The organism is Nostoc sp. C117 (assembly GCF_043099735.1).
In the GTDB taxonomy this organism is placed as follows: domain Bacteria; phylum Cyanobacteriota; class Cyanobacteriia; order Cyanobacteriales; family Nostocaceae; genus Nostoc.
In genome coordinates this window covers 5,458,261-5,481,345 of record NZ_CP170991.1, presented here as the reverse complement: position 1 = coordinate 5,481,345, position 23,085 = coordinate 5,458,261, and the positions used below count along the sequence as shown (strand labels likewise).

18 protein-coding genes are annotated in these 23,085 nt (G+C 41.1%); 8 read left to right on the top strand and 10 right to left on the bottom strand.

Annotated features, from left to right (window positions below):
• The first annotated feature begins 242 nt into the window (after positions 1-242).
• Positions 243-6,176 (top strand): amino acid adenylation domain-containing protein, encoded by a 5,934-nt coding sequence (locus ACFG4S_RS23570; RefSeq protein ID WP_392531410.1) that lies wholly within the window; start codon positions 243-245, stop codon positions 6,174-6,176.
• Between the two features lie 152 nt (positions 6,177-6,328).
• Here the strand turns inward: ACFG4S_RS23570 and ACFG4S_RS23565 are convergent, their stop codons facing one another.
• The 3 genes from ACFG4S_RS23565 to rsmI form a co-directional block, all read right to left on the bottom strand.
• Positions 6,329-7,636: a mannosyltransferase family protein gene (locus ACFG4S_RS23565; protein ID WP_392531409.1), complete on the bottom strand. Its 1,308-nt coding sequence runs from the start codon at positions 7,634-7,636 to the stop codon at positions 6,329-6,331.
• 40 nt (positions 7,637-7,676) lie between these two features.
• On the bottom strand, positions 7,677-9,164 hold the full coding sequence (locus tag ACFG4S_RS23560) for an ArnT family glycosyltransferase (RefSeq protein ID WP_392531408.1): 1,488 nt from the start codon (positions 9,162-9,164) through the stop codon (positions 7,677-7,679).
• A gap of 74 nt (positions 9,165-9,238) precedes the next feature.
• Positions 9,239-10,099 (bottom strand): 16S rRNA (cytidine(1402)-2'-O)-methyltransferase, encoded by an 861-nt coding sequence (gene rsmI, locus ACFG4S_RS23555; protein WP_392531407.1) that lies wholly within the window; start codon positions 10,097-10,099, stop codon positions 9,239-9,241.
• A 250-nt stretch (positions 10,100-10,349) separates the two neighbouring features.
• Here rsmI and ACFG4S_RS23550 point away from each other — a divergent pair, with 250 nt between their 5' ends.
• The 3 genes from ACFG4S_RS23550 (at position 10,350) to ACFG4S_RS23540 (ending at position 12,834) form a co-directional block, all read left to right on the top strand.
• Positions 10,350-11,207: a sugar kinase gene (locus tag ACFG4S_RS23550; protein WP_392531406.1), complete on the top strand. Its 858-nt coding sequence runs from the start codon at positions 10,350-10,352 to the stop codon at positions 11,205-11,207.
• A 56-nt stretch (positions 11,208-11,263) separates the two neighbouring features.
• Entirely contained in the window at positions 11,264-12,130 is an 867-nt protein-coding gene (locus ACFG4S_RS23545) for a 3'(2'),5'-bisphosphate nucleotidase CysQ (RefSeq protein WP_392531405.1), read from the top strand.
• Between the two features lie 392 nt (positions 12,131-12,522).
• Positions 12,523-12,834: an RNA recognition motif domain-containing protein gene (locus ACFG4S_RS23540; RefSeq protein ID WP_392531404.1), complete on the top strand. Its 312-nt coding sequence runs from the start codon at positions 12,523-12,525 to the stop codon at positions 12,832-12,834.
• Between the two features lie 197 nt (positions 12,835-13,031).
• Here ACFG4S_RS23540 and ACFG4S_RS23535 read toward each other — a convergent pair whose 3' ends face one another.
• The 3 genes from ACFG4S_RS23535 to ACFG4S_RS23525 form a co-directional block, all read right to left on the bottom strand.
• On the bottom strand, positions 13,032-14,282 hold the full coding sequence (locus ACFG4S_RS23535; RefSeq protein WP_392536063.1) for an NAD(P)/FAD-dependent oxidoreductase: 1,251 nt from the start codon (positions 14,280-14,282) through the stop codon (positions 13,032-13,034).
• A gap of 51 nt (positions 14,283-14,333) precedes the next feature.
• A complete protein-coding gene (rd, locus tag ACFG4S_RS23530; RefSeq protein WP_392531403.1) occupies positions 14,334-14,498 on the bottom strand; it encodes a rubredoxin in 165 nt (54 codons plus the stop codon).
• 170 nt (positions 14,499-14,668) lie between these two features.
• Entirely contained in the window at positions 14,669-14,863 is a 195-nt protein-coding gene (locus ACFG4S_RS23525) for a hypothetical protein (protein WP_392531402.1), read from the bottom strand.
• Between the two features lie 421 nt (positions 14,864-15,284).
• Here ACFG4S_RS23525 and ACFG4S_RS23520 point away from each other — a divergent pair, with 421 nt between their 5' ends.
• Positions 15,285-15,851, top strand: a complete 567-nt coding sequence (locus ACFG4S_RS23520) for an SRPBCC family protein (RefSeq protein WP_392531401.1) — start codon at positions 15,285-15,287, stop codon at positions 15,849-15,851.
• A gap of 299 nt (positions 15,852-16,150) precedes the next feature.
• On the opposite strand, the gene clpB is transcribed toward ACFG4S_RS23520, so the two are convergent.
• Complete coding sequence (gene clpB, locus ACFG4S_RS23515) at positions 16,151-18,769, bottom strand: ATP-dependent chaperone ClpB (protein WP_392531400.1); 2,619 nt, start codon at positions 18,767-18,769, stop codon at positions 16,151-16,153.
• A gap of 792 nt (positions 18,770-19,561) precedes the next feature.
• On the opposite strand from clpB, the gene ACFG4S_RS23510 reads away from it, so the two are divergent.
• Complete coding sequence (locus ACFG4S_RS23510) at positions 19,562-19,822, top strand: hypothetical protein (protein ID WP_392531399.1); 261 nt, start codon at positions 19,562-19,564, stop codon at positions 19,820-19,822.
• A gap of 24 nt (positions 19,823-19,846) precedes the next feature.
• On the opposite strand, the gene ACFG4S_RS23505 is transcribed toward ACFG4S_RS23510, so the two are convergent.
• Complete coding sequence (locus tag ACFG4S_RS23505) at positions 19,847-20,692, bottom strand: hypothetical protein (protein WP_392531398.1); 846 nt, start codon at positions 20,690-20,692, stop codon at positions 19,847-19,849.
• A gap of 359 nt (positions 20,693-21,051) precedes the next feature.
• Between ACFG4S_RS23505 and ACFG4S_RS23500 the strand changes: the two genes are divergently transcribed.
• On the top strand, positions 21,052-21,426 hold the full coding sequence (locus ACFG4S_RS23500) for a hypothetical protein (protein ID WP_392531397.1): 375 nt from the start codon (positions 21,052-21,054) through the stop codon (positions 21,424-21,426).
• Positions 21,427-21,556: 130 nt separating this feature from the next.
• Positions 21,557-21,811: a TIGR02450 family Trp-rich protein gene (locus tag ACFG4S_RS23495; protein WP_392531396.1), complete on the top strand. Its 255-nt coding sequence runs from the start codon at positions 21,557-21,559 to the stop codon at positions 21,809-21,811.
• 150 nt (positions 21,812-21,961) lie between these two features.
• On the opposite strand, the gene ACFG4S_RS23490 is transcribed toward ACFG4S_RS23495, so the two are convergent.
• Both ACFG4S_RS23490 and ACFG4S_RS23485 read right to left on the bottom strand, forming a co-directional pair.
• Entirely contained in the window at positions 21,962-22,129 is a 168-nt protein-coding gene (locus ACFG4S_RS23490; protein WP_392531395.1) for a hypothetical protein, read from the bottom strand.
• A 169-nt stretch (positions 22,130-22,298) separates the two neighbouring features.
• A complete protein-coding gene (locus ACFG4S_RS23485) occupies positions 22,299-23,045 on the bottom strand; it encodes a Uma2 family endonuclease (RefSeq protein ID WP_392531394.1) in 747 nt (248 codons plus the stop codon).
• Positions 23,046-23,085 lie beyond the last annotated feature (40 nt).

Sequence of the window (23,085 nt, the reverse complement as noted above, 5' to 3'; positions counted from 1 at the left end):
GTAAAATATGAGAATTTTTGTATTATTCTTTTGGTTATTTATTGCCCGGTTGGACTAATAATTCCACGTAAATTTTATTATATATTTTACGATATTGCAGCCGTAGGTAAATAATGCCTAATAAGTGGCGACTATAGCTAGCACATATATGATTTTGTGTACGATATTTTTTGCCCTTCTTGCGGATATGGAGAGACTTTAGTAAGTTATTAATCTTTAGTTAAGTTATTAATATATATAAAATGCAGAGAAATAATCAAACTTCAGAATATAAGCAAAATATTCCGTTAGATGGCTTAACTGAGATCCTTGGTACTGAAGTTTTACAGGAATCCAGTGACGATGGAGCAATTTATCAAGATCTGTGCATCCATCAAATGTTTGAGATGCAAGTAGAGCGATCGCCCCAAGCAATTGCTGTAGTATTTGAAAACACTCAACTTACCTATCAGCAGTTAAACGAACGGGCGAATCAGCTAGCGCATTACCTACGTACTTTAGGCGTCAAACCGGATGTACTTGTGGGTATTTGTCTGGAGCGTTCCTTAGAGATGATTGTCGGACTGTTGGGAATTCTCAAAGCGGGAGGCGCTTATGTGCCTTTAGATCCGTCATATCCTCAAGAGCGTTTAGCCTTCATCTTGTCAGACACACAAACACCAGTGTTGTTAACCCAAGAGAAATTGGTCAACAACTTACCACCGCAACAGGCACAAGTAATTTGTCTCGACTTATTTGGGGAAGAAAACACCCAGAACAATCAAGAAAATCCTGTAAATGAGACAACGCCTGATAACCTCATCTACGTAATCTACACATCTGGTTCTACAGGACAGCCTAAGGGTGTAATGATCCCACATCGGGGAATCTGTAATCAACTGTACTGGCGGCAAACAACCTTTGGATTAACTCAGGCAGATAAAGTTTTACTGACCATTTCTTTTAGTTTTGACCCTTCGGTGTGGCAGATATTCTGGCCTTTGTGCTTCGGGGGGCAATTAATTATGGCTCGCCCTGGTGGACATCAAGACGCTGCCTACCTTGTCAAGATGATTACCGAGCAGCAAATCACTGTGCTGGCGCTGGTACCTTCCATACTGCGCGTGTTACTGGAAGAGAAAGGAATTGAAAAAGGCAGATTTCTCAGGCATGTAACTAGTGGTGGTGAAGCTTTATCTGTGGAACTTATAGAGCGATTCTTTGCCCAATTGAATTTGGACAATGTTCTGCATAATTGCTATGGTCCTACGGAAGCTTCCATCGACACCACATTTTGGACTTGTCAGCGCGGCACTAATTACGCCATTGCTCCCATTGGTTGCCCCATTACCAATGCCTATATTTATATTCTTGATGAAAATTTGCAGCCTGTACCTGTTGGTGAATCAGGTGAACTGCATATTGGCGGTGTTGGTCTAGCGCGAGGGTATCTGAATCGTCCAGAATTGACCACAGAAAAGTTTATTCTCGATCCTTTTAGCTCTGAAAAAGGGGCACGCCTTTACAAAACTGGGGACTTGGTACGTCAGTTAAATGATGGTAATATCGAGTTCCTTGGTCGGATTGACCACCAGGTGAAAATACGCGGCTTCCGGATTGAGTTGGGAGAAATTGAAGTTGCACTTAGTCAACATCCGGCATTGACACAGACTTTAGTTATTGCCAGAGAAGATATTCCTGGTGATAAGCGACTTGTGGCATATCTCGTTGCTAGGTCAGAGGAAATCCCTAGTCAGGTTGAATTGCGGCATTTTTTGCAAGGTCGGCTACCTGAATATATGGTACCTGCCTCCTTTATATTTTTAGATACATTGCCCTTAAACCCCAACGGTAAAATAGACCGCCGCGCTTTACCTGCACCAGATACATCTAGTCTGTCAACTAACTTTGTTGCACCCCAGAATTCCACAGAAGAGGTTTTAGCTAGCATCTGGGCAAAAGTTTTGCGTCTGGAACAAGTGGGTATTCACGACAATTTTTTTGAATTGGGAGGACATTCACTACTGGCTACTCAAGTGATGTCTAGAGTTCGCCAAGCCTTCCAAATAGAAATACCGTTGCAACTTTTGTTTGAGAATTCCACGATCGCTACTTTAGCTCAAGCAATCGCTGAAAACCAGACTCAACAAAACGATCCCCAAAACCAAACTATCCCGCAAATAGCCAATCGAGAATCAGCGCCCTTATCTTTTGCCCAGCAGCGAGTGTGGTTTTTAGAGCAGTTGGAACCCAACAGCCGAGCCTATATCATCCCAGATGCACAGCGCTTAACGGGTGAATTAAACGTGGGTGTATTGCAACAGGCATTAGATGCGATCGTTGTTCATCATGAAGCACTGCGAACAAACTTTATTACATCACCTGATGGTAGCCCCATACAAGTCATTGGCAATCCTCGTCCAGTGGAACTACAGGTAATTAAAGTTACGCAGGAGCAAGCGCAATATCTCCTCAGTCAAGAAGCACAACCTCCTTTCAACTTAGAATCTGACTTGATGTTGCGGGCTAGCTTGCTGCAAATAGACGAAAATGAGCAGATATTACTGTTGGTAATGCACCACATCGCCTCAGATGGTTGGTCAATGGGGATTCTCTGGCAGCAGTTAGCAGCTGTTTATGAAGCGTTTTTAAATGATAAGCCTTCGCCCCTAGCAAAATTACCAATTCAATATGCTGATTTCGCGGTTTGGCAGCACCAATGGCTATCGGGTGAAGTACTCTCCAGTCAAATAAATTACTGGAAAACCCAGTTAGGCAGTGCTAATACTGTACTGGAATTGCCTACTGACCGACCACGCCCACCAGTGCAAAGTTACCAAGGCGCGGCTCAATCGTTGATGCTACCCCAAAGCCTAAGTACATCGCTCACAGAACTTTCCCGTCAGGAAGGTGTCACCCTATTTATGACCTTGCTGGCGGCATTTGGGACAATACTGCACCGCTACACTGGGCAAGAAGACATTCTTATCGGTTCTCCCATTGCTGGACGTAACCGTTCTGAAATTGAAGGATTGATTGGATTTTTCATTAATACTGTGGTTTTACGGACTGATTTTTCTAGTAATCCCAGTTTTCGCTTACTGCTGAGTCGAGTTCGGCAGATGGCATTAGGTGCTTACGCCCATCAAGATACGCCCTTTGAGAAACTGGTAGAAGAACTGCAACCAGAGCGAGATACTAGCCATAACCCACTATTTCAAGTGTGGTTTAATATGCTCAATTTAAGAGACATCCAACTGGAAATTCCTGGGTTGGCTGTAGAACAAGTGCCGATGCTAGAAACAGCTTCCAAGTTCGATTTAACTCTTTATGTTACAGAGCAAAACCAGGGAATCAAACTTGATTTAGTCTACAATACCGATTTATTTACTCCAGAGCGAATGATGGAAATGCTCCATCAATTCCATCATTTGCTGAATCAAATTGTTGCTGCTCCAGATAGACAAATCAGTTTGTATTCTCTTGTTACACCACAAGCTCGACCTTTGCTGCCAGAACCAAGGGTGGCGTTACCAGAACCAGAGTACGAATTGGTAACAACAATGTTTACTTCTTGGGTAAACCACACCCCAGAACATTCAGCACTGCGTCAAGGGTCTCGTACTTGGAACTATGGGGAATTGGGCAAAATAGCTCAAGACTTAGCAGAGGTTTTGTTATCCCACGGACTTCAGCGGGGAGATGTTGTCGGCGTGTTCGGTACGCGCAGCTTTGGGCTGATTGCAAGCATGACGGGTGTACTCCTCAGTGGCGGTGTGCTATTGACACTCGATCCGAAACTGCCTAGCGATCGCCATCAACTCATGTTAAAAGAAGCTAAAGCCAAGTACATATTATATATTGATGGCGATCGCCCAGAAAACAAAGAAATATGGGAATCCTTAACAATTATCCCTGTGAACCCAGACACAGGAGAAACTATAAATTCCCCCCAGAGCAATACTCAAGCAATCAATTTGCCTCAAATCACTGGTGATGATGCCGCTTATATTTTCTTTACTTCCGGTACTACTGGCGTACCTAAGGGGGTGCTGGGATGTCACAAAGGAATGGCGCATTTTCTCAACTGGCAGCAGCAGACATTTAAAATTGGTCAGCAAGACAGAATTGCCCAATTGACCGGTTTGAGCTTTGATGTCGTCCTCAGAGATATTTTCTTACCTTTGATTAGTGGTGCAACCCTGTGTTTGCCTGAAGAGGGCGATAACCTAGAACCGACTAAAATTTTGCGTTACTTGGAAGATGAGCAAATTTCTCTTCTGCATACAGTTCCTTCTTTGGCGCAATCTTGGTTAGGTAATGTGCCCTCTGGAGTCTCCCTACGTAACTTACGCTGGTTATTTTTTGCTGGAGAACCTCTCAAGGAAACACTTGTACTTCGGTGGCGAGATGCCTTCCCAGAATCAGGTGAAATTGTGAATCTCTATGGGCCGACAGAGACAACTTTGGCTAAGTGTTATTATCGAGTGCCTGTTGAGTGTACGCCAGGGGTACAGCCTGTAGGGTTGCCGTTGCCTGAAACTCAAGCATTAGTTTTTACACCAAACGATCAACCGTGTGGCATTGGTGAACCGGGCGAAATTGTTATAAGGACTCCATTTAGGAGTTTGGGCTACATCAATGCCCAGCAAGAAAATCGTTCTCGGTTTGTCAAAAATCCCTTTGGGAATGACGAACAGGATTTGGTTTATTATACAGGCGATCGCGGTTGCTATCGTCCAGATGGATCTCTGGCAATTCTCGGACGCCGAGATCATCAAGTCAAAATCCGTGGCATACGTATTGAACCAGGGGAAATTGAGACGGTATTAGCCCAACATCCAGATGTACTCCAGACTGTAGTCATTGTCCGTGAAGACATTCCTGGGGATCAACGTTTAGTAGCTTACGTTATCCCAAATCAGGACTCAGCACTCGCAATTAGTGAAATACGGCACTTCCTCAGGGCAAAGCTGCCGCAGTACATGATACCTTCGGCTTTCGTCTTGCTCGATACCATGCCCTTAACTGCCAACGGCAAGGTAAACCGCCGCGCCCTACCTGCACCCGACTTAGCAAGACAAGAGCCAGAAGCGAGTTTTGTTGCTCCCCGCAATGAAGTAGAACGCCAGTTAACAGAGATTTGGGAACAACTTTTAGGTGTCCAACCCATTGGCGTTCAAGATAACTTCTTTGAATTAGGAGGACATTCTTTACTGGCAGTCAAACTGTTTTGGCAGATTGAGAAGACATTTAATCAACATCTGCCTCTTGCCATTCTTTTCCAATCCAGCACTGTCGAGGCTTTAGCGAAAATAATCTCCCAAGAAGAAGATTTAGCGACAAACAAAACTTCCTTGGGCAAATCAAGAACTACTTGGTCATCCCTGGTAGAAATTCAACCGAATGGTTCCAAGCCACCGTTTTTCTGCATTCACGGACTCGGTGGAGAAGTCTTGTGTTTCCGTGAATTGGCCATGTATCTAGGAACAGAACAACCATTTTACGGACTACAACCACGCGGGCTAGATGGTAAATACCCTCTCCATACTCGCGTTGAAGATATGGCAGCGCACTACATTCAAGAAATCCAGACCCTTCAACCTCATGGCCCTTATTTTCTCGGAGGTTATTCCTTTGGGGGTGCAGTTGCCTTCGAGATGGCTCGACAACTCCACGAACAAGGTGAAGAAATTGGTACTCTAATTATCCTTGATAGTTGTCGTCCTGGTTATAGTCGGCGATCGCCATTTATCAAACGAATTTTCTTGCATCTAAATAAAATTGTTCAACAAGGACCGATTTACCTTTGGGAAACGATTCAGAGATGGAGCTATTGGAGTAAGTCCCGTCTCCAAAATAGATATAAGCGTTACTTAGAAGTGGCACTTGATTTACCTGAAACTGACAAGCACTTAAAGATTATAGATACTAATACTCAAGCTATTAGTCAATATATTTACCCAGTTTACCCCGGTCGAGCTATCCTCTTGCGGACTGAGGATCAAAATCGGGATGAATCTATAGGGACACAATACGAGCCTCAATTCGGTTGGGGTGAGTTAGTTGCTGGAGGACTAGATATCCATTACATTCCCGGTTCTCACCTTTCTTTACTTTGTGAACCTCACGTAAAGGTCTTAGCTGAAACATTGAGAAGTTGTTTAATTCAAGCCCAGTCCCCAAAGAATTATTGAATAATTCAGATTTGGCATCAATAATTTTTTGTTTCACGCATTCGCCTTTAGGCGTTACCGTAGGGTAGGCGCAAAGAAGAAGGGGAAAAGAAAGTCTATTGTAGAGACGGCGATTGATCGCGTCTCTTGCTTTAATTAAACCGTATTAAGTGTCAACCAACCCAATGATTATTCCCCCACCGATACCACTGTTCGACTAACCCCAAGCAAGAAAATAGGAGACATCCATACAGAAATTGTCGCGTTTTTGGACTGTCAAGATGGTCTAACACCATACCGAAAGCAATAAAAAAGAAGGGTGTTCCAAAAACAAATCTTGCCAAACTATAAAGAAAGCCTGAAGCTGCCAGAAATCCAATTGCAGCATTAGCCATACAAATAGATAAGCAAAAAAAGAAGACATAATTTGTTTGTAGTTTGGCAATAGTTGGAGTTACATATTGAGGAGTAAGTTTACCCGCTTTTCCTAACTGCCAAGAACGAATGGAATAGATAAAAACCGCTAGAGGAGGATAAAAAAGGGTTATCCATACTAGAGGATTTTTAGGTACATATAGCGAAATCTGCTTGTGTTTAGCATGAAAGTAAATGAGGATAACTACTAAGAAAAATAGAATAAATGGAAAATATAGACCGTGTAAGTCATTTAACAGCGACTTGGGAAACAATAGAAATAACGGTCGGAACTGAAGAGTTCTTCCCCACTCCACTTGAGCTTGAAAGGGAGTCAAAAAGTTGCCTGTTGATAATAGACAGTAAACACCGTAGATGGAATAACCTGCTATAGCGCAGATAACAATCAGTCCAGTGGGGATCGTATATCTCTGCCACTCCTTAGTCTTGGAAGGATTTTCCGGCTGCAAACGATTTCCTAAAAAGACGCAAATCATGGCACTCAATGCAGCAAAGACAAGCTGCACTAAACTCGGTCGAGACACAGACATCAGAATCACACAGAGCGCTAAGATACCATTCCAAAACAGAGAATTTGCAGATAAAAGAGCTACTACACTAATAATTGCCCACACTGAAAACAAGCTCTCGGTATAGCCATTACCATGAAAAATGGAATTGGGATTAAGAACATAAAGCATAAGAGTTATAAAGCTCAGAGTTTCTGACTTAATAACTTTTTGCAAAACAAATAAGACGATAGGTAATGACAGAGCAAAGAGGATATTGGAAAGAATAAAAGCATACCGAAGTCCAACCACGGAACTTCCTGAGGCAAATATATTAATTATTTGAGACCAGAGCGGGTAGAAGGCTTGACAAGCAGGATGTAATCCCAGATTCACATAATGAATTGCATCCCAGTACTGAAATTTTCTTCCTCCATATACAACTAATTTGGCAATCCCATCCGGTGAAAGGAAAATACCTATACTACTGCAAATAACATAAAATAAGAGGGCAAAAATAATTTGCTTCCAAAAGGAAAACCGAACTAAGCTTTTCATGTGATATTTTGTTTTTTCTACCTTTTTCAAACCGTTGAAATCACGATAATTTAGCAATAAAGTTCATACCATCTTTGAGACGATTGGGATATTTATTGAGAATGTTACGAATTTTTTGTTTTTGGTTATCATCCACGACAAGATTATAGCTTTCTAGAAAATTAAAACTTCCTACTAAATACTTAGCTCCAAGTTTTACTTTAGATAAGATAGATTCTTCATTGACATCGCTGTGGTTAATTAGCCATCCTTTACGATGTGATAAATAAAGTAATGTTGGATCGCTGCCTGTACTAGAAATTATTAGGGATTTAGGTTCAGTATTTTGTTTTACTTGCTGTGCTAATTGGAAAACACCAGATTTATCTATTCTTTCTTTGAACATATAATCAATGGTATAAATAACAGATCCAGCAGCTATAGTTAAACATAAGCAGAATACTATGGATTTTTTATAATTAACTTTATGAGCATTTTTATCGAAGTATCGACTACAAGCTTTCCCCATAATTATCACTCCCGGAAGCATAAATGGGAGTTGATAATATTCATGTACTAAGCTAGTAACAGGTACTAAAATCCAAGTTAAGATGACTGAAATTAACCAAATATCTAATACATATTCTCGTGAACTTTTTCTAGGAATCAACAATCCTAATAAAAATATGGGAAAGCCAAAAATAGCAAAATGTCTAACAAGAGTTCTAAAGAATATTTCTGTCCAAAAATTTAAGGTGAGTACAATATTATAGTTATACCTATTTGTTGAACTTGACCAAAAACCAAAAGTATTACCATACTCTAAAAATAGTTGATGAGCATGGTAATACCAGATGCATACAGATATTAATATAAATACGCTATAAATCCACAGAGATATTTGAGAAAAAATTCTGATACCAAATTTAGTCCATGCTAAGTAAAAAAGTGGAATTCCTAAATATATTATTGGTAAAACTTTGATTAAACAAGCTAAGGCTACAAAGCTACCTGATAAAATTAAATCTGGCCATTTTTCGGAGTCAAGCCAATTTATGAAGTAGTAAATGCCGATAATTGAACACATTAACAGCATCGACTCTGGCTGAAAAGTTCTACTATAAAAAATATTTAAAGGTAAAATTACAAAAAATAAGCAAGACCAAAATGCAACTTGTTGATCTAAAATTTTGATAACAAGCTGATAAAGGAAGTAGAGGGCTACTAAAAAACAAATAATTGATAATAATCTACCCCAAAATTCGTAAGCTCCAAAAACCTTGTAAATTAGAGCAATGATAAAGGAATAAATTGGAAATTCTGTTTCACAATATCCAGGGGAATTACCTCCCCAATCAATTTGAGGATAAAATAAGTTGAAATTATTCTCATAAAAATTCCTGGCGATCGCGGCTGTATCTGACTGACGCCAGGAATGAATACCGATAATTGGGGAATTGATATTGTAGGTTCTGAGAGCTATGGCTAAGGTTAGTAAAAATAATATGGGCGATTTTTGAGGATTGTTTTTAAGGAGATTATTTTGCATATAATTTTATTTAAAAAAACTCACGCAAAGGCGCAAAGGCGCAAAGAAGAAAGAAATATTATGGTATTAGATGTTCAGGAATCAGGGGTGACGATTAAGGAAAGAGCTAGTTGATAAACTTGGCGGCGGGGAAGTGAGGTAAATTTTGCTAATTGTCGGCTAGCTTGCGATCGCGATATTCCTTGACTAATTAATTGTTTCAATTCGGCTTTAAGTTCTTCTTCTGTCAATTGATGCTGGCTGGGGGGAATTCCTGCTAAGACTAGGGTGTATTCACCTTGGGGATCGCGTTGGCTGTAGTGGGCGATCGCCTCGGCAATTGTTCCCCGCCAAAATTCCTCATACAATTTAGTTAACTCCCGTCCCAGCACAATTTGGCGATCGCTTTCCCAAACCTCTGCTAAGTCTTGTAAAGTATCTCGCAAGCGGTGGGGCGATTCGTAGAAAATTAATGTGCGAGATTCTGTTTGCAAAGATTCTAAATGTTCTCGTCGCTGTTGACTTTTGGCTGGGAGAAAACCTTCAAAGACAAATCGATCTGTTGGTAATCCAGCTGCACTCAAAGCGGTAATTGCTGCACTAGCTCCAGGAATAGGAACTACTGCAATCCCCGCTTCAATACAGGCTTTTACCAGTTCATATCCAGGATCGGATATTCCTGGCATTCCCGCATCACTCACAAGAGCGATCGCTTTATCGTTAGTTAAATGTTCTAATAACTCTGGAATCCGACTGGTACGATTATGCTCATGGTAACTGACTTGGGGTGTCTTAATTTCAAAATGCTGTAGCAATTTCCCTGTGTGGCGCGTGTCTTCCGCAGCAATCATATCTACAGTTTGCAAAATTCGCACCGCCCGAAAAGTCATATCTTCCAAGTTGCCAATTGGTGTACCGACAACGTAAAGTGTTCTTGGTTTTGGATCTGTTTGCATGAGCAAAAAGTTAAGAGCCGTTCAATTTTGGATTTTAGATTTTAGATTTTAGAGGTTGTTTAAAAGTAGTTAGCTGTGATTAGGCACTTTTAGATCCCCCCTAACCCCCCTTAAAAAGAGGGGAGAACTGGAATTAAAGTCCCCCTTTTTAAGGGGGATTTAGGGGGATATAGAACGTTTTGCTAACGATAAAAGGACTTTTAAAACATGCTCTTAGGAGTTAGTAAAAAGAATTGATGACAAATGAGAAATGACAAATAACAAAGGATTATTTGTAGGTTTAGTAACCTTGGATTTAATTTACCTCGCTGACTCTCCCCCTCACAATAATCAGAAGATTGTTGCTACTGACTATAGTGTGGCAGCAGGTGGCCCAGCTACAAACGCAGCTGTGACTTTCAGTTATTTAGGTAATCAGGCTACAGTTTTGGGTGTGGTGGGTTCTCACCCAATGACGCAGCTAATTCGAGGTGATTTGGCAAATTACAAAGTGGCGATCGCCGATCTTGAGCCTACCACTGATTTAGCACCACCTGTCTCTTCGATTATTGTCACCCAAGCTACAGGTCAACGAGCTGTAGTTTCCATCAATGCGGTGAAAACTCAAGCCAGCAGCGCATCTATCCCAGCAAATATTTTAGACAATGTTGCCATCGTACTAATTGATGGACATCAGATGACGGTTGGTTATGCTATAGCCCAAATGGCTAAAGCTCAGAATATCCCAGTAGCGATCGATGGTGGTAGTTGGAAGCCTGGATTTGAGCAAATTCTACCTTTTGTCGATTACGCCATATGTTCGGCTAATTTTTATCCTCCCAACTGCCAAACTGGAGAAGATGTTTTTGCTTATCTGAGCAAATTTAATATTCCTCATATCGCCATTACCCACGGAGAACAAGCAATTGAATACTTGAGTTGCACTAAAACTGGTATTGTAAATGTGCCACAGATTCAAACGGTTGATACCTTAGGGGCTGGAGATATTTTTCACGGTAGCTTCTGTCATTACATTTTAAAAGAAAGTTTTACCGATGCACTATCACTAGCAGCATACATAGCTGCGGATTCATGTCAAGTTTTTGGTACCCGCCGCTGGATGGATTGAAAGTTAGGAAACACAGCTCAGGTTATAGATAATTTAAGTTATGTCGGGCTAAATTAATGAAAGACTTACAAGAAATATTAGCGATCGCTCGTCAGATAGGTTGGGAAGCAGCAGATATACTGCGATCGTATTACCACGGCACCGCTAAAGATCCTAATTTAGAAATCCAATATAAACAGAATGAGCCTGTTACTGTTGCCGATGTAGCTGTCAGTCAATATATTCTTGAGAAGTTACAAGCAAGTTTAGGTAATGAAGATTTTGCCTACATCAGCGAAGAAACCTATCAATCCCTAAATCATTCCCCACAATCGTCTACTCCTTGGGTATGGATTATCGATCCTTTGGATGGTACACGCGACTTTATCGAAAAAACTGGTGAGTATGCAATTCACATTGCTTTAGTCAAAGAAAAACGCCCAGTATTAGCAGTGGTGGTAGTTCCAGAAGCCGAAAAGTTATATTATGCAATCAAAGGCGGCGGTACATTTGTAGAAACCCGTGATGGTTCTGTTCCTTTACAAGTATCGTCAGGTAAACGAATTGAGGATTTAACCTTAGTCGTTAGTCGCTCTCACCGCAATCAACGATTAGATTATTTACTTAAAAACTTACCTTGTCAAAATCATAAATCTGTTGGCAGTGTGGGATGTAAAATCGCCACCATTGTGGAACAACAAGCAGATATCTACATTTCTCTTTCGGGCAAATCTGCTCCTAAAGACTGGGATATGGCAGCCCCAGAACTGATTTTAACAGAAGCGGGAGGTCAGTTTACTCACTTCGATGGCACACCGTTGGAATACAACACTGGTGATATCAATCAGTGGGGAGGTTTGCTGGCTAGTAACGGTGAATATCAGGAAGTGCTGTGTCAGGAAGCAGAAAGCATTTTAGCTCAATTCACTGATAGCTACAACTAAGGGCATTTTGAGATGAAGATGAATATTTGAAAATTCGCTTGCAATACAGTCACTCATGGTATGATTAAACCCACTACGGATAATAATACTTACCCCCTAGTCCATATCTAAATTTCCAAAATATTAATTTCTCTGGGCGATCGCTAGTTGACACCGATTTGCTATTTAGTTTGTAATCATCATATTACAAGCAATAAAAGTCCGTCGTTATAATCTGTCTAAATGTGCCCTGAAACTTCTGATTGGGAATCAAATTGAGTACGAGTTGCTATTCAACGGCTGTGCTACACTTATGGACATAAGGATTATTTTCGGTTGAGTAACTCGTTTTGATTTTTAAAAAGCGTCTCTCCGAATTTAACTCTCTACACTCCCTGAATTCGGAGATTTCTATGTCAATTTATGTCGGAAACCTGTCATATCAGGTTACAGAAGAGGACTTAAAGCGGGCTTTTGCAGAATACGGAACAGTGGGTCGTGTTCAACTACCCACAGATCGGGAAACAGGCCGGCCGCGTGGGTTCGCTTTTGTGGAAATGGAAACAGATGCACAAGAACAAGCTGCTATTGATGCGCTTGATGGTGCTGAGTGGATGGGACGTGATTTAAAAGTCAACAAAGCTAAACCTCGTGAGGAAAGAAGCAATTCTCCTCGTGGTAGCTGGGGTGGCGGTAATGCCCGTCGTAACAATAATCGCTACTAAGTTGATTCCTAAAAAATTTCACATCTAGAGTTTCCAGCAGAGTGTAGTCTTTGGCTTCATCTGCTGGAATATTTTATGGAGGAAGGTAGGAGGAAAACTACCCGACACTCTCTAGGAGACGCTAAAAGCAAACGTCGACTTGCTCTAAGTGTTGGCGTAGCAAGGCTTTACGCTGGTCTATTTGTCTCCAACCTCTTTCAATTTGTATCTACTTTTGAAGTTCCCATCGCATTACCAGCTAAATAGGCAGTTGTCCAAGCACTTTGGAAGTTAAACCCGCCAGTAACACCATCAATATCTAAAATTTCTCCAGCAAAATAAAGACCAGGAACTAACCTACTTTCCATTGTTTGGAAATTGACTTCTTTGAGGTTGAGTCCCCCACAAGTCACAAATTCTTCTTTGAAAACTCCTTTCCCACTGATTAAATATTGTCCTTGAGTTAGTTCTTGTACCAACTGATTTAAGGTTTTATTAGATATTTCTGCCCAACGGTCTTCTGTGGTAATTCCTGCACGGCTAATGATATATTGCCAAAGACGATGGGGTAGGTCAACGCCACGATGCAAGGCGATCGCTTTTTTTCCCCATTCATCCTTAACTGCTAAAATTTTTTCTCGCACTTGTTCTTGGTGCAAATCAGGCAGCCAATTAATTAATAATGTTGTTTGATAACGGCTTTCGTGCAGAACTCTTGCACCCCAAGCAGAAAGTTTCAAAACAGCCGGGCCACTCAAACCCCAATGGGTAATTAGAAGTGGTCCAGTTTGTTGTAATTGGGATTTTCCGCCAAGAGATAGCCGCAATTGTACAGAGTTAACGCTGACTCCAGCCAACTCCCTGAGCTTTTGATCGAGAATGTTGAAAGTAAATAAAGACGGCACTGGTGGTTCGATTTTATGGCCTAACTCCCTAGCAATTTTATAACCTACTAAGCTACTCCCGGTAGCAAGAAGTAGGCGATCGCATTTTATCGTCTCTCCTGACTTCAAGAGGATATCAAACCGCCCATCAATTGAAGTTCGCTGCACTGAACTTACAGGTGTACCAATGCGAAGTTTTACTCCAGATTTCGCCGCCGCTTTAATCAGACATTCCACAATGGTTTCTGAAGTGTTGGTGACGGGAAACATCCGACCATCGGCTTCAGTTTTTAAATAGACTCCGTGGGCAGCAAACCAAGCTACTGTATCTTTAGCTTGGAACCGACTAAAAGCACCCCGCAAAGCTTTTGCGCCTCTGGGGTAATTTTGCACTAATTCCCCAGGTTCAAAGCACGCGTGGGTGACATTACAGCGTCCGCCACCAGAAATTAGCACTTTCGCTAGGGGTTGACGACTGGCTTCGATTAAAGTAACTTCAGCAGCAGGATTAACTTTAGCACAAGCGATCGCGCCAAAAAATCCTGCTGCACCACCCCCAATAACTACAATTTGTAACGCTACCAATTTCAAAAATATCTCTTTTACAGCACCTACTCTCTAGGCTAGCTGTTATTTTCACTCTTCATAAGGTTCAAAGTCTGATTTTTGGACACCGCAAACCGGACACGCCCAATCATCTGGGATGGATTCAAAAGGTGTTCCCGGTGCTATTTTGCCATCTTCGTCACCTTCTTCTGGGTCATATATGTGACCGCAAGTAGTACATTTATACTTTTGCATTTTCGGTTCCCCTGGTAAATTTTTGGCATTACTTCACTATTAAATAGTTCTGGGGGTGAGTGAAAATAGGGACGCCACAATTCTTCATTAGAGACTACGAATAGCTCCTTGGATCTACGAGACGATGCGCGAACGTACCGGGGCGTAGCCCATTACGAATTACGAATTATTTAAAAACGCCACCAAGTCCTTTGGGCATAACCGATCAGCCCAATGGCGATCGCCCCTAGTAATAGTAACCAAATTATTCCACCGGGAATGAAAGTAAGAATACCCAAACCTCTCAGTACCCAAACAGCTACGCTCATACCCAGAAGGATACCGAAAATCTGGATTAATCTACGATTTAAAGAAGATTGAGTCACCTATTTTTCCTCTGAATTCAACAGAACATTACATTTTATATTGATAATTAAGATATGAATTTCTGATGAAGTGACAATTTCATCAGAAATAATACGTAAAAATTGAGAGATGCTATTCAAACCTTGGAGCAAGATGCTTGATATTAAATTGTGTTTGTGCCATTCTAGCCGTTAAGAACGCAGTGTTTCATCTAGTAGTATTCTTCTGATAAACTTCACTTAAGTATTGATTGTGTTAATTGTGATAAGAAACACAGTTTTTGCAGTAAGATGACTGAAATAATTATCAAAAAATGAGTGTTTCCGGAAAGAACAAGTACTAAACTGGAACTAAAATTTAGTGAGTTGAATCGATCGAGTTTTGATGGCTTGTAGTTTCAACTCAGTTAGGTGGATGAGTTGAGGAGTAACTTAAATCATTATGTCTGCATCTCATATTTTAAACTCAATTATTGCAGGTTCCGATATGCCTTGGAGTCAAGACAAGCAAAAGTTGCTGGTACAAGGTGAAATTTTGGTAGAAACACGATCGCACAAGACATGTGGTGCGGCTGTAACAGCTTGGATGTATTTGCCAATGGTGCGATCGCAAGTCTGGCAACAATTAACTGATTACCCACGCTGGGTACAATATTTTCCCGATATCACCAAGAGCGAAATAGTACATAAAGGAGAAGTTAAACGTCTATATCAAGCAGCACAGAAAGCCTTTTTCTTTTTCACCGCTCAAGTGGAAATTTACCTTAATGTTGTAGAAGTTCTGGGGCAACAAATCCAATTTCGGATGGAAAAAGGGACTTTTGAGGACTTTGACGCCAATTTAGTCCTCCAAGATTGCGGTAAAGGTACATTACTCGCTTATACTGTGCAAGCTACTCCTAATATCCCAATTCCATCAATTTTCATTCAACAAGCAATGAACTTAGAGTTACCAGCAAATATGCGTAAAATGCGACAAGTGCTTTGTAAAGGACAACATAATTCGTAATTCTTATAAACATTGGGTCAAAATGAATTTAGAGACGTAGCAATGCTACGTCTCTAAATTCCCTGAGATCAGCTGATATGCATCTAAATTAGATAAACACTCTTGATGGTCGTTGAGTCTTAACGGTCATCAGTCATCAGATAAATGTACTAGTAGTTCATGTCATTAGTTTTGATGGGTTTGTAGTGAGCGATTTATCGCTCAATTTTAAGCACTGAAGTGCTTACTACAAACTTTTTTAACCCATCAGAACTTTTGCGACAGACCACTAGTTTTATGCGTAACAGCTTAATCCAGGATTAGTTAGTCAACACCTCAACAGGTAACCGACTAAAAGAAAGACGCTCATTTTGCACATCTACAAAGATAGTGTCGCCGTCATTAAATTCGCCGCGTAAGATGGCTTTAGCAATTTGGGTTTCCAACTCTCGCTGAATTGCTCGTTTTAGTGGGCGCGCCCCAAAGACCGGATCATATCCTACTTCTGCTAAAAAGTCAAGTGCAGTATCGGAGAGTTTGAGAGAAATCTTGCGATCGCCCAGTCTCTTCCGCAATCTTTCCACTTGTATCAGCACAATTTGCCGTAATTCCCTCTTATCCAAACCGTGGAAAATGATGATTTCGTCAATTCGGTTAAGGAATTCTGGACGGAAACTATTTCGCATTGTCTCCATTACGCGACGACGCATTTCGTCGTAGTGAGCGTTATCGCCAGCAACATCAAGAATATACTGAGAACCGATGTTGCTAGTCATGATGATAATAGCGTTCTTGAAGTCTACAGTATGACCTTGGGCATCAGTCACACGACCATCATCAAGAATTTGCAAAAAGATATTGAATACATCGGGGTGTGCTTTCTCGATTTCGTCGAAGAGAATCACTGCGTACGGACGACGACGAATGGCTTCAGTTAGTTGTCCGCCTTCTTCATAGCCCACATATCCTGGAGGCGCACCAATCAGCCTAGAAACGGCGTGTTTCTCCATATACTCCGACATATCGATTCGCACCAGCGCATCTTCAGTGTCGAACATATACGCCGCTAAGGCTTTCGCCAATTCGGTTTTACCTACACCTGTTGGTCCCAGGAAAATAAAGCTAGCGATGGGACGATTGGGATCGGCTAATCCCGCACGCGATCGCTGAATTGCATCAGCGACAGCTGTAACTGCTTCTTCTTGTCCAATTACACGACGGTGCAATTCATCTTCTAAATGCAGCAGTTTTTCTTTCTCTGATTCCACTAACTTACTAATGGGAATTCCTGTCCATTTAGAAATAATTTCCGCAATATCAGCTTCAGTTACTTCCTCCCGCAACAGTGATTTACCACTTCTTTGAGCATTTGCCAATTCGTTTTCTGCTGCTTCTAATCTGCGATGTAAATCGGTTAATTTACCATATTTTAACTCCGCAGCCCGGTTAAGATCGTAATCGCGCTCTGCTTGCTGAATCTCCAAGTTAACGCGTTCCATCTCTTTTTTGACGGACTGAATTTTGTCAATGATATCTTTTTCAGATTGCCATTGAGCATTCAGAGTACTTTGTTCTTCTTTCAGGTCAGCAATTTCTTTTTCAAGTCTTTCTAGGCGTTCACGAGAAGCTGCATCACTTTCCTTTTGTAGTGATAGCTTCTCCATTTCCAATTGCAGAATCTTGCGGTCAATTTCATCTAGTTCCTCTGGTTTGGAGGTAATCTCCATTTTCAACCTAGCGGCGGCTTCATCTACTAAGTCGATAGCTTTATCTGGTAAAAAGCGATCGCTAATATAACGACTCGATAATACGGCGGCGGCTACTAAAGCACTATCAGAAATCTTCACTCCGTGGTGGTTTTCATAACGTTCTCTCAACCCGCGCAAAATGGAAATACTATCTTCGACGCTGGGCTGATCGACATAAACTTGCTGGAAGCGTCTTTCTAATGCAGCATCTTTTTCAATATGTTTGCGGTATTCATCCAGAGTTGTCGCCCCAATACAGCGCAATTCGCCCCGCGCTAACATTGGTTTTAATAAGTTACTAGCATCCATCGCGCCTTGGGTTGCACCAGCGCCGACAACGGTATGAATTTCATCAATAAATAAAACAATCTTGCCGGTAGATTCGGTAACTTCTTTTAATACTGCTTTTAGACGTTCTTCAAATTCACCCCGGAATTTTGCCCCTGCAATCAAAGCACCCATATCTAAGGCAATTAGCTTGCAGTCTTTGAGAGATTGGGGTACATCACCTGCGATAATGCGCTGTGCTAATCCTTCCGCGATCGCAGTTTTACCAACACCTGGTTCACCAATTAACACCGGGTTATTCTTAGTGCGGCGAGAGAGAATTTGCACAGTCCGGCGAATTTCATCATCCCGCCCAATCACTGGATCGAGTTGACCTTTCTGCGCTGCTTCTGTGAGGTCACGCCCATATTTTTCCAGTGCTTCATATTTGCCTTCTGGATTTTGGTCGGTCACTTTTTGGCTCCCACGAATTTGTTTAATAATATTTTTTAGTTTGCTTTCGTCTAAACCAAATTCTTGGAATAAACCTTTGCCAAAGCGGTCATCTTTGGCATAAGCCAGCAATAAATGTTCAATTGAAATATATTCGTCTTTGAATTCTTGACGATATCCGTCTGCGCGGTCTAAAAGTGTATCCAAGCTGCGTCCCAAATAAACAGAACTGCTGCTACCAGATACTTTCGGTTGACGTTGGATAAATTGTTCGGTGCGATCGCGCAGTTTTTGTAAGTTTACACTGGCTTTCGTCAAAACACTGCTGGTTAGTCCATCTTGTTCTAGCAGCGCTTTCAGCAGATGTTCGCTTTCAATTTGCTGCTGTGCATATTGTTTAACAATATCGGGTGTATGGGCGATCGCTTCCCAGGCTTTTTCCGTAAATTGGTTTGGATTAGTTGGTTGCATAAGCTATTCAATAAACCACTTTAGGGGCACAAGGTACAGACAGAAGAATATTCTCTGATAAAGATATTGTAAAAATAGGTAAGCTCTTAGCTGGATCGGTCTTCACGTCTTTATAGAGTAGTAGTATTACCGCCCTTGGCTGAAGATACACCAAAGCGATCGCCCCGAGCATCCTACCCGCTCCACTTTAGATTAATTTAAATTAACTGATTACTGATATAGCAATCCCATTTCATTCCTGAAATCACTTGCCTGGTGCGCGAACCACAGTACAAGTATGATACGTAGGGAACTCTGAGTTGTGAACAGGGTTGGGAAAAACAAAGGAATAGATGTGTACCTATACTTTGCAAAAATCAAATAGGATTCCTAATATTAGTAAATTTCTGTTAACTGAGTTCTGTAGCAATGGTACTTGATTTGTGATAATTTTAACCCGCAGATCCCAAAATTATTTAAGAATTCAGGGATCTTGTTTTTCATCAATGATTCAAGATTGTCATAACCCAATGAATAGACTTCTTGCAGAAGTCGGGAAAATGGGAAGCGGAAAGGGGGAAAGGTTTTGTATTTTCCCCTTCTCCTTTAACCTTTTCCCCAAACCCACCTCTTGCAAAAGTGCTTTTTGCAAGAGGTCTAATATAATAACTTTATCTGAGAGTTACAGCTATTTTATTTAACATTTGAGTTAAATCAAGATATAATATTTTAATGTCTAATAACCAAACATTCTTGCGGGTAAATGCATAAAATCTAAAAATAAACAAGTAAATTATCAATTATTTAATAGTGATGAAAAAGTTGAAAGATTTTCCAATAAGAGTTTTAACAACCGAAGAACGCCAGTTTTTATTAATGAAAGAATCTAAAGACTATATGCGCGGGAAGAAAAGCCTTAGCCAATTTCAAGAGGCTGAGCGTAAGTATGGTACAGATTATAGTTCAGTTACGCTAGAATTAGCTAGCAAAGATAAGCTCCTACCAAAGCTATGGCGTTTTTTAGCATCTTCTTGGCGACAAAACAAAGACAATGACTTAATTAAAATCAGATAGCATCTATTTACTGAAATTGTAGTTTTAATTAGTAATTGAATGTTGTATTTGGTAATTGCGGGCTACTAACATAACTGCCGATAAACGATTAGCAATTACAAAGAGTAACTCTTGAATGGCTTTAGAATCAAAAGTTGTCACATCTTTGCTGTAGAGACACAAAACTCCTAAACTATCCGTACCTCCGATAATGGGTATAGTAATCAAGGTCATGTAATCTAAAATGCGGCCAGTTCTATCCTTGCTAAAAATATATTCCAGATCGTCGGCGTGCCACATATTACCTATGCGTGATAGGTGTACAACCCGTCGTTTTCCATCAATGAAAGTACAACCCGCACAGCCCCGATTTAGATTAGGGTCTTTCCCAACATAGAAACGTACTTTATTTCCATACTCATTTGGTGATTGTGATTGACACCAAGTAGTCAAAAAATCTGGATTAGTAGGGTCTGGTGCATAAATGGCAATTCCACATCCATCCAGAAGTGGCATGATGTTATGTGTTTTTTCAATAAATTGCTCTAGTAATCGCTTGAGTGATTCGTGAATGTTTGGATTTACATCTAACTTAGGCAGAAGTAACAGTAACGAGTCATCCAATTCGTTAAGCTTGATAGCGATTTGGTGTGCTTTATGATAATGTCTTGCAGTCAATAAAAGGGGCAACAGAGTAATTAATAAAGCTAAGAGCAAAACCCATAGTCTAATTTGTAATGGCTCAGTAATGAAAGACCATACCTTTTCGGCTGAAAAAGCTTTATTTATTTGGCTGACAAGAATACTAGTAAAAGCCGCAAGCGATAAAGAGGCGATAAAACTGATACTTATTTTGACCCAGCTGGGAATTCTCGGTAGATTAAACGCCATAGGTGCTGATTGGCATCTAAAAAGGTGGTTACTATACCCTTAACTACAGTATATAGGTTATGTAAAGAAGAATAAGTGTACTTTACAGAATCTCACTGACATTGGGCATCCCTTCTCTGCGAGACGCTACGCGAACGGCTTACTTCGACTATGCGGTAGTTGAATCTCGACTCACTTCGACGCCGCTCAGTGCAAGTCGCTCGATTTGAGCGTAGTCGAAACTCAGTATAAGTCGCTCAGAGCAAGTGGATATGGGGCATTGTTGATTATTTCTTCCCCTGCTTCCTGCTCTCTGGATAAACCTTCCTTGTCCCCACACAGAGTTATCATAATTCCAGGTCGTCTAGTGGATACTGAAAATGATTGACCCCTACGACTTTGACGATGATGACTTTGACTTTGAGGATGAGGATTTATTTCCAATCAAACCCATCAGCAAAATGACTGAAGGAGAAAAGCTACAGCGATTTAAGCGTTTCTTCGACAGCAGCAGCCGTGCTATGTTACAAGACTGCCTATTTCACATTGTCAATCATCAAAATGATACTGCTACTTTGGAGATTCTTTGCCCTAATGAAGCTATAAGACAACGCCTTTCCAAGAAAAAGCGCAAAATTACTAACAATATCAACACTTGTTGGAGCCATATCAGATGGTTTTCGCTATGTGTCCAGCAAGATGGTGAGTTGCATTGTCAAAAGTTTACCCGTAATGGTGATTTGGTGACACGTTAGTTGAGAGAGGCAAATCAATTCAAAAAGCGTTGGCGCAGCCTCTCGTAGAGAAGGCTTGACGCTGAGCTAACAAAATTCAAAATTAAACAACTCTGCCTCCTCTTTCTCAATGCCCAATGCCCAATTAAAAATGATAAAAAAACAGAAATTTCCTTACTTACTTGGTTCTAAATGGACAGCACAGCAAAAAGTAGACGGTTGGAGACACTTCCAAGTTGTCAACCGAAAAAATCAGGCTAAGTGGGTATACGCTGAAATGGTGGCTGCTTGCGATCCCCAAGTTCGTTTCTGGATAAATGCCAAATTGTTACAAGATAACTCTCAGTGGCAAGCTGGTTGGCAAACTTTACAGGAAATTGAGCAATTAGAAGATGATGTGTCTTGAACAACAAGAACTTAGAAATGAGGAGTCAGAATTCAGTATAAATTAGAGTCCGACTAGCTAAGGGACTTTCAGCTAAAAAAATATCCCATCGTTTCAGTGAGCAGGGGAGCATACTTCGACTCTCTTCTCTACGAGAGGGTGCGCCAACGACTACACTACCTCGGCTACTTCGGCTTTGCGGTAGTTGAATCTCGACTCACTTCGACGCCACTCAGTGCAAGTCGCTCGATTTCCGCGTAGTCGAAACTCAGTACAAGTCCGCTCGGCACAAGTCAGGGCAAGTCGCTCAGTAACCAGGGGAAGAGGAGGAAGAATCAAAGGATCGTCTTCTCTGGCAAAATTGAATAATTTAATTTCTGGAAGTCCTTAAGGGGAGAAACTAGCGCTTCAACTTTTCGCTTTCTTTGGTAGAGTGTTCTGAATTGTAACTCCTCACTCCTCTTTTATTGCCTTGATATACTGCTTCTTGATTGTGGGCAATGAGTTCCTACATCAATGTTTCTGGATCGACACCAAAGGTTTTTAAGCTTTCCGCCAAGATTTTTGCGCGTTGTTCTGCTTCTACACGCAGCTGCTCTTCAAAAGCTGTGCGTTCTTCTAGTTCTCTAATGCGTTCTTCTGGTGTCAGCAATCTTTGCCCTTCTGCGTCATACCAGTACAACCACTCCCGCGCTATACCTTGATAAATTCCTCGTTCTCGCGCAATTCCTAAACCGATTTCTGGTAGCCAAACGGGGTTTCCTGACATTAAAGTATATTCCCCATCAACTAAGCGATACACTTCCAAAGGCGACTTTTTCCGTCGGAGGGGATTGTATACAACGTAGTATAAAATTCCTAATTCCTTGGCATAGAATTCTTGCTTGCTGCTGTATTCTCCTCGATGTATTTGAGAAACAACTTCTAGTACTAAGATTGGTAGCTTTTTTTCTTCCCACAATACATAACTCAGGCGTAAATCTAGTCCTTGAGAGAAGGCTTTGCCTGGATCGATGAAACGTTGAACTTCTAGGCTGAGAAATCCATCAGGGACAATAGCTGGTTTGTCTGGGTGATAATAAATACCCATGTTAACGCCAAAGAACCAATCCCAGCGATCGCACCAAACCAAAGCCAGTGTCGTTTTTAGTAAGCCGGGAATTAAATTTTGGAGTTCATTATCCACAGCAGTATCATCTGAGTCGGGTAGTTCTTCGGAAGATGGCAAACAATGCAGTGGATTGTAGTTTAACATGAGCGGTTTTGCCAAATCTGATTCTAGATAGATTGTATGT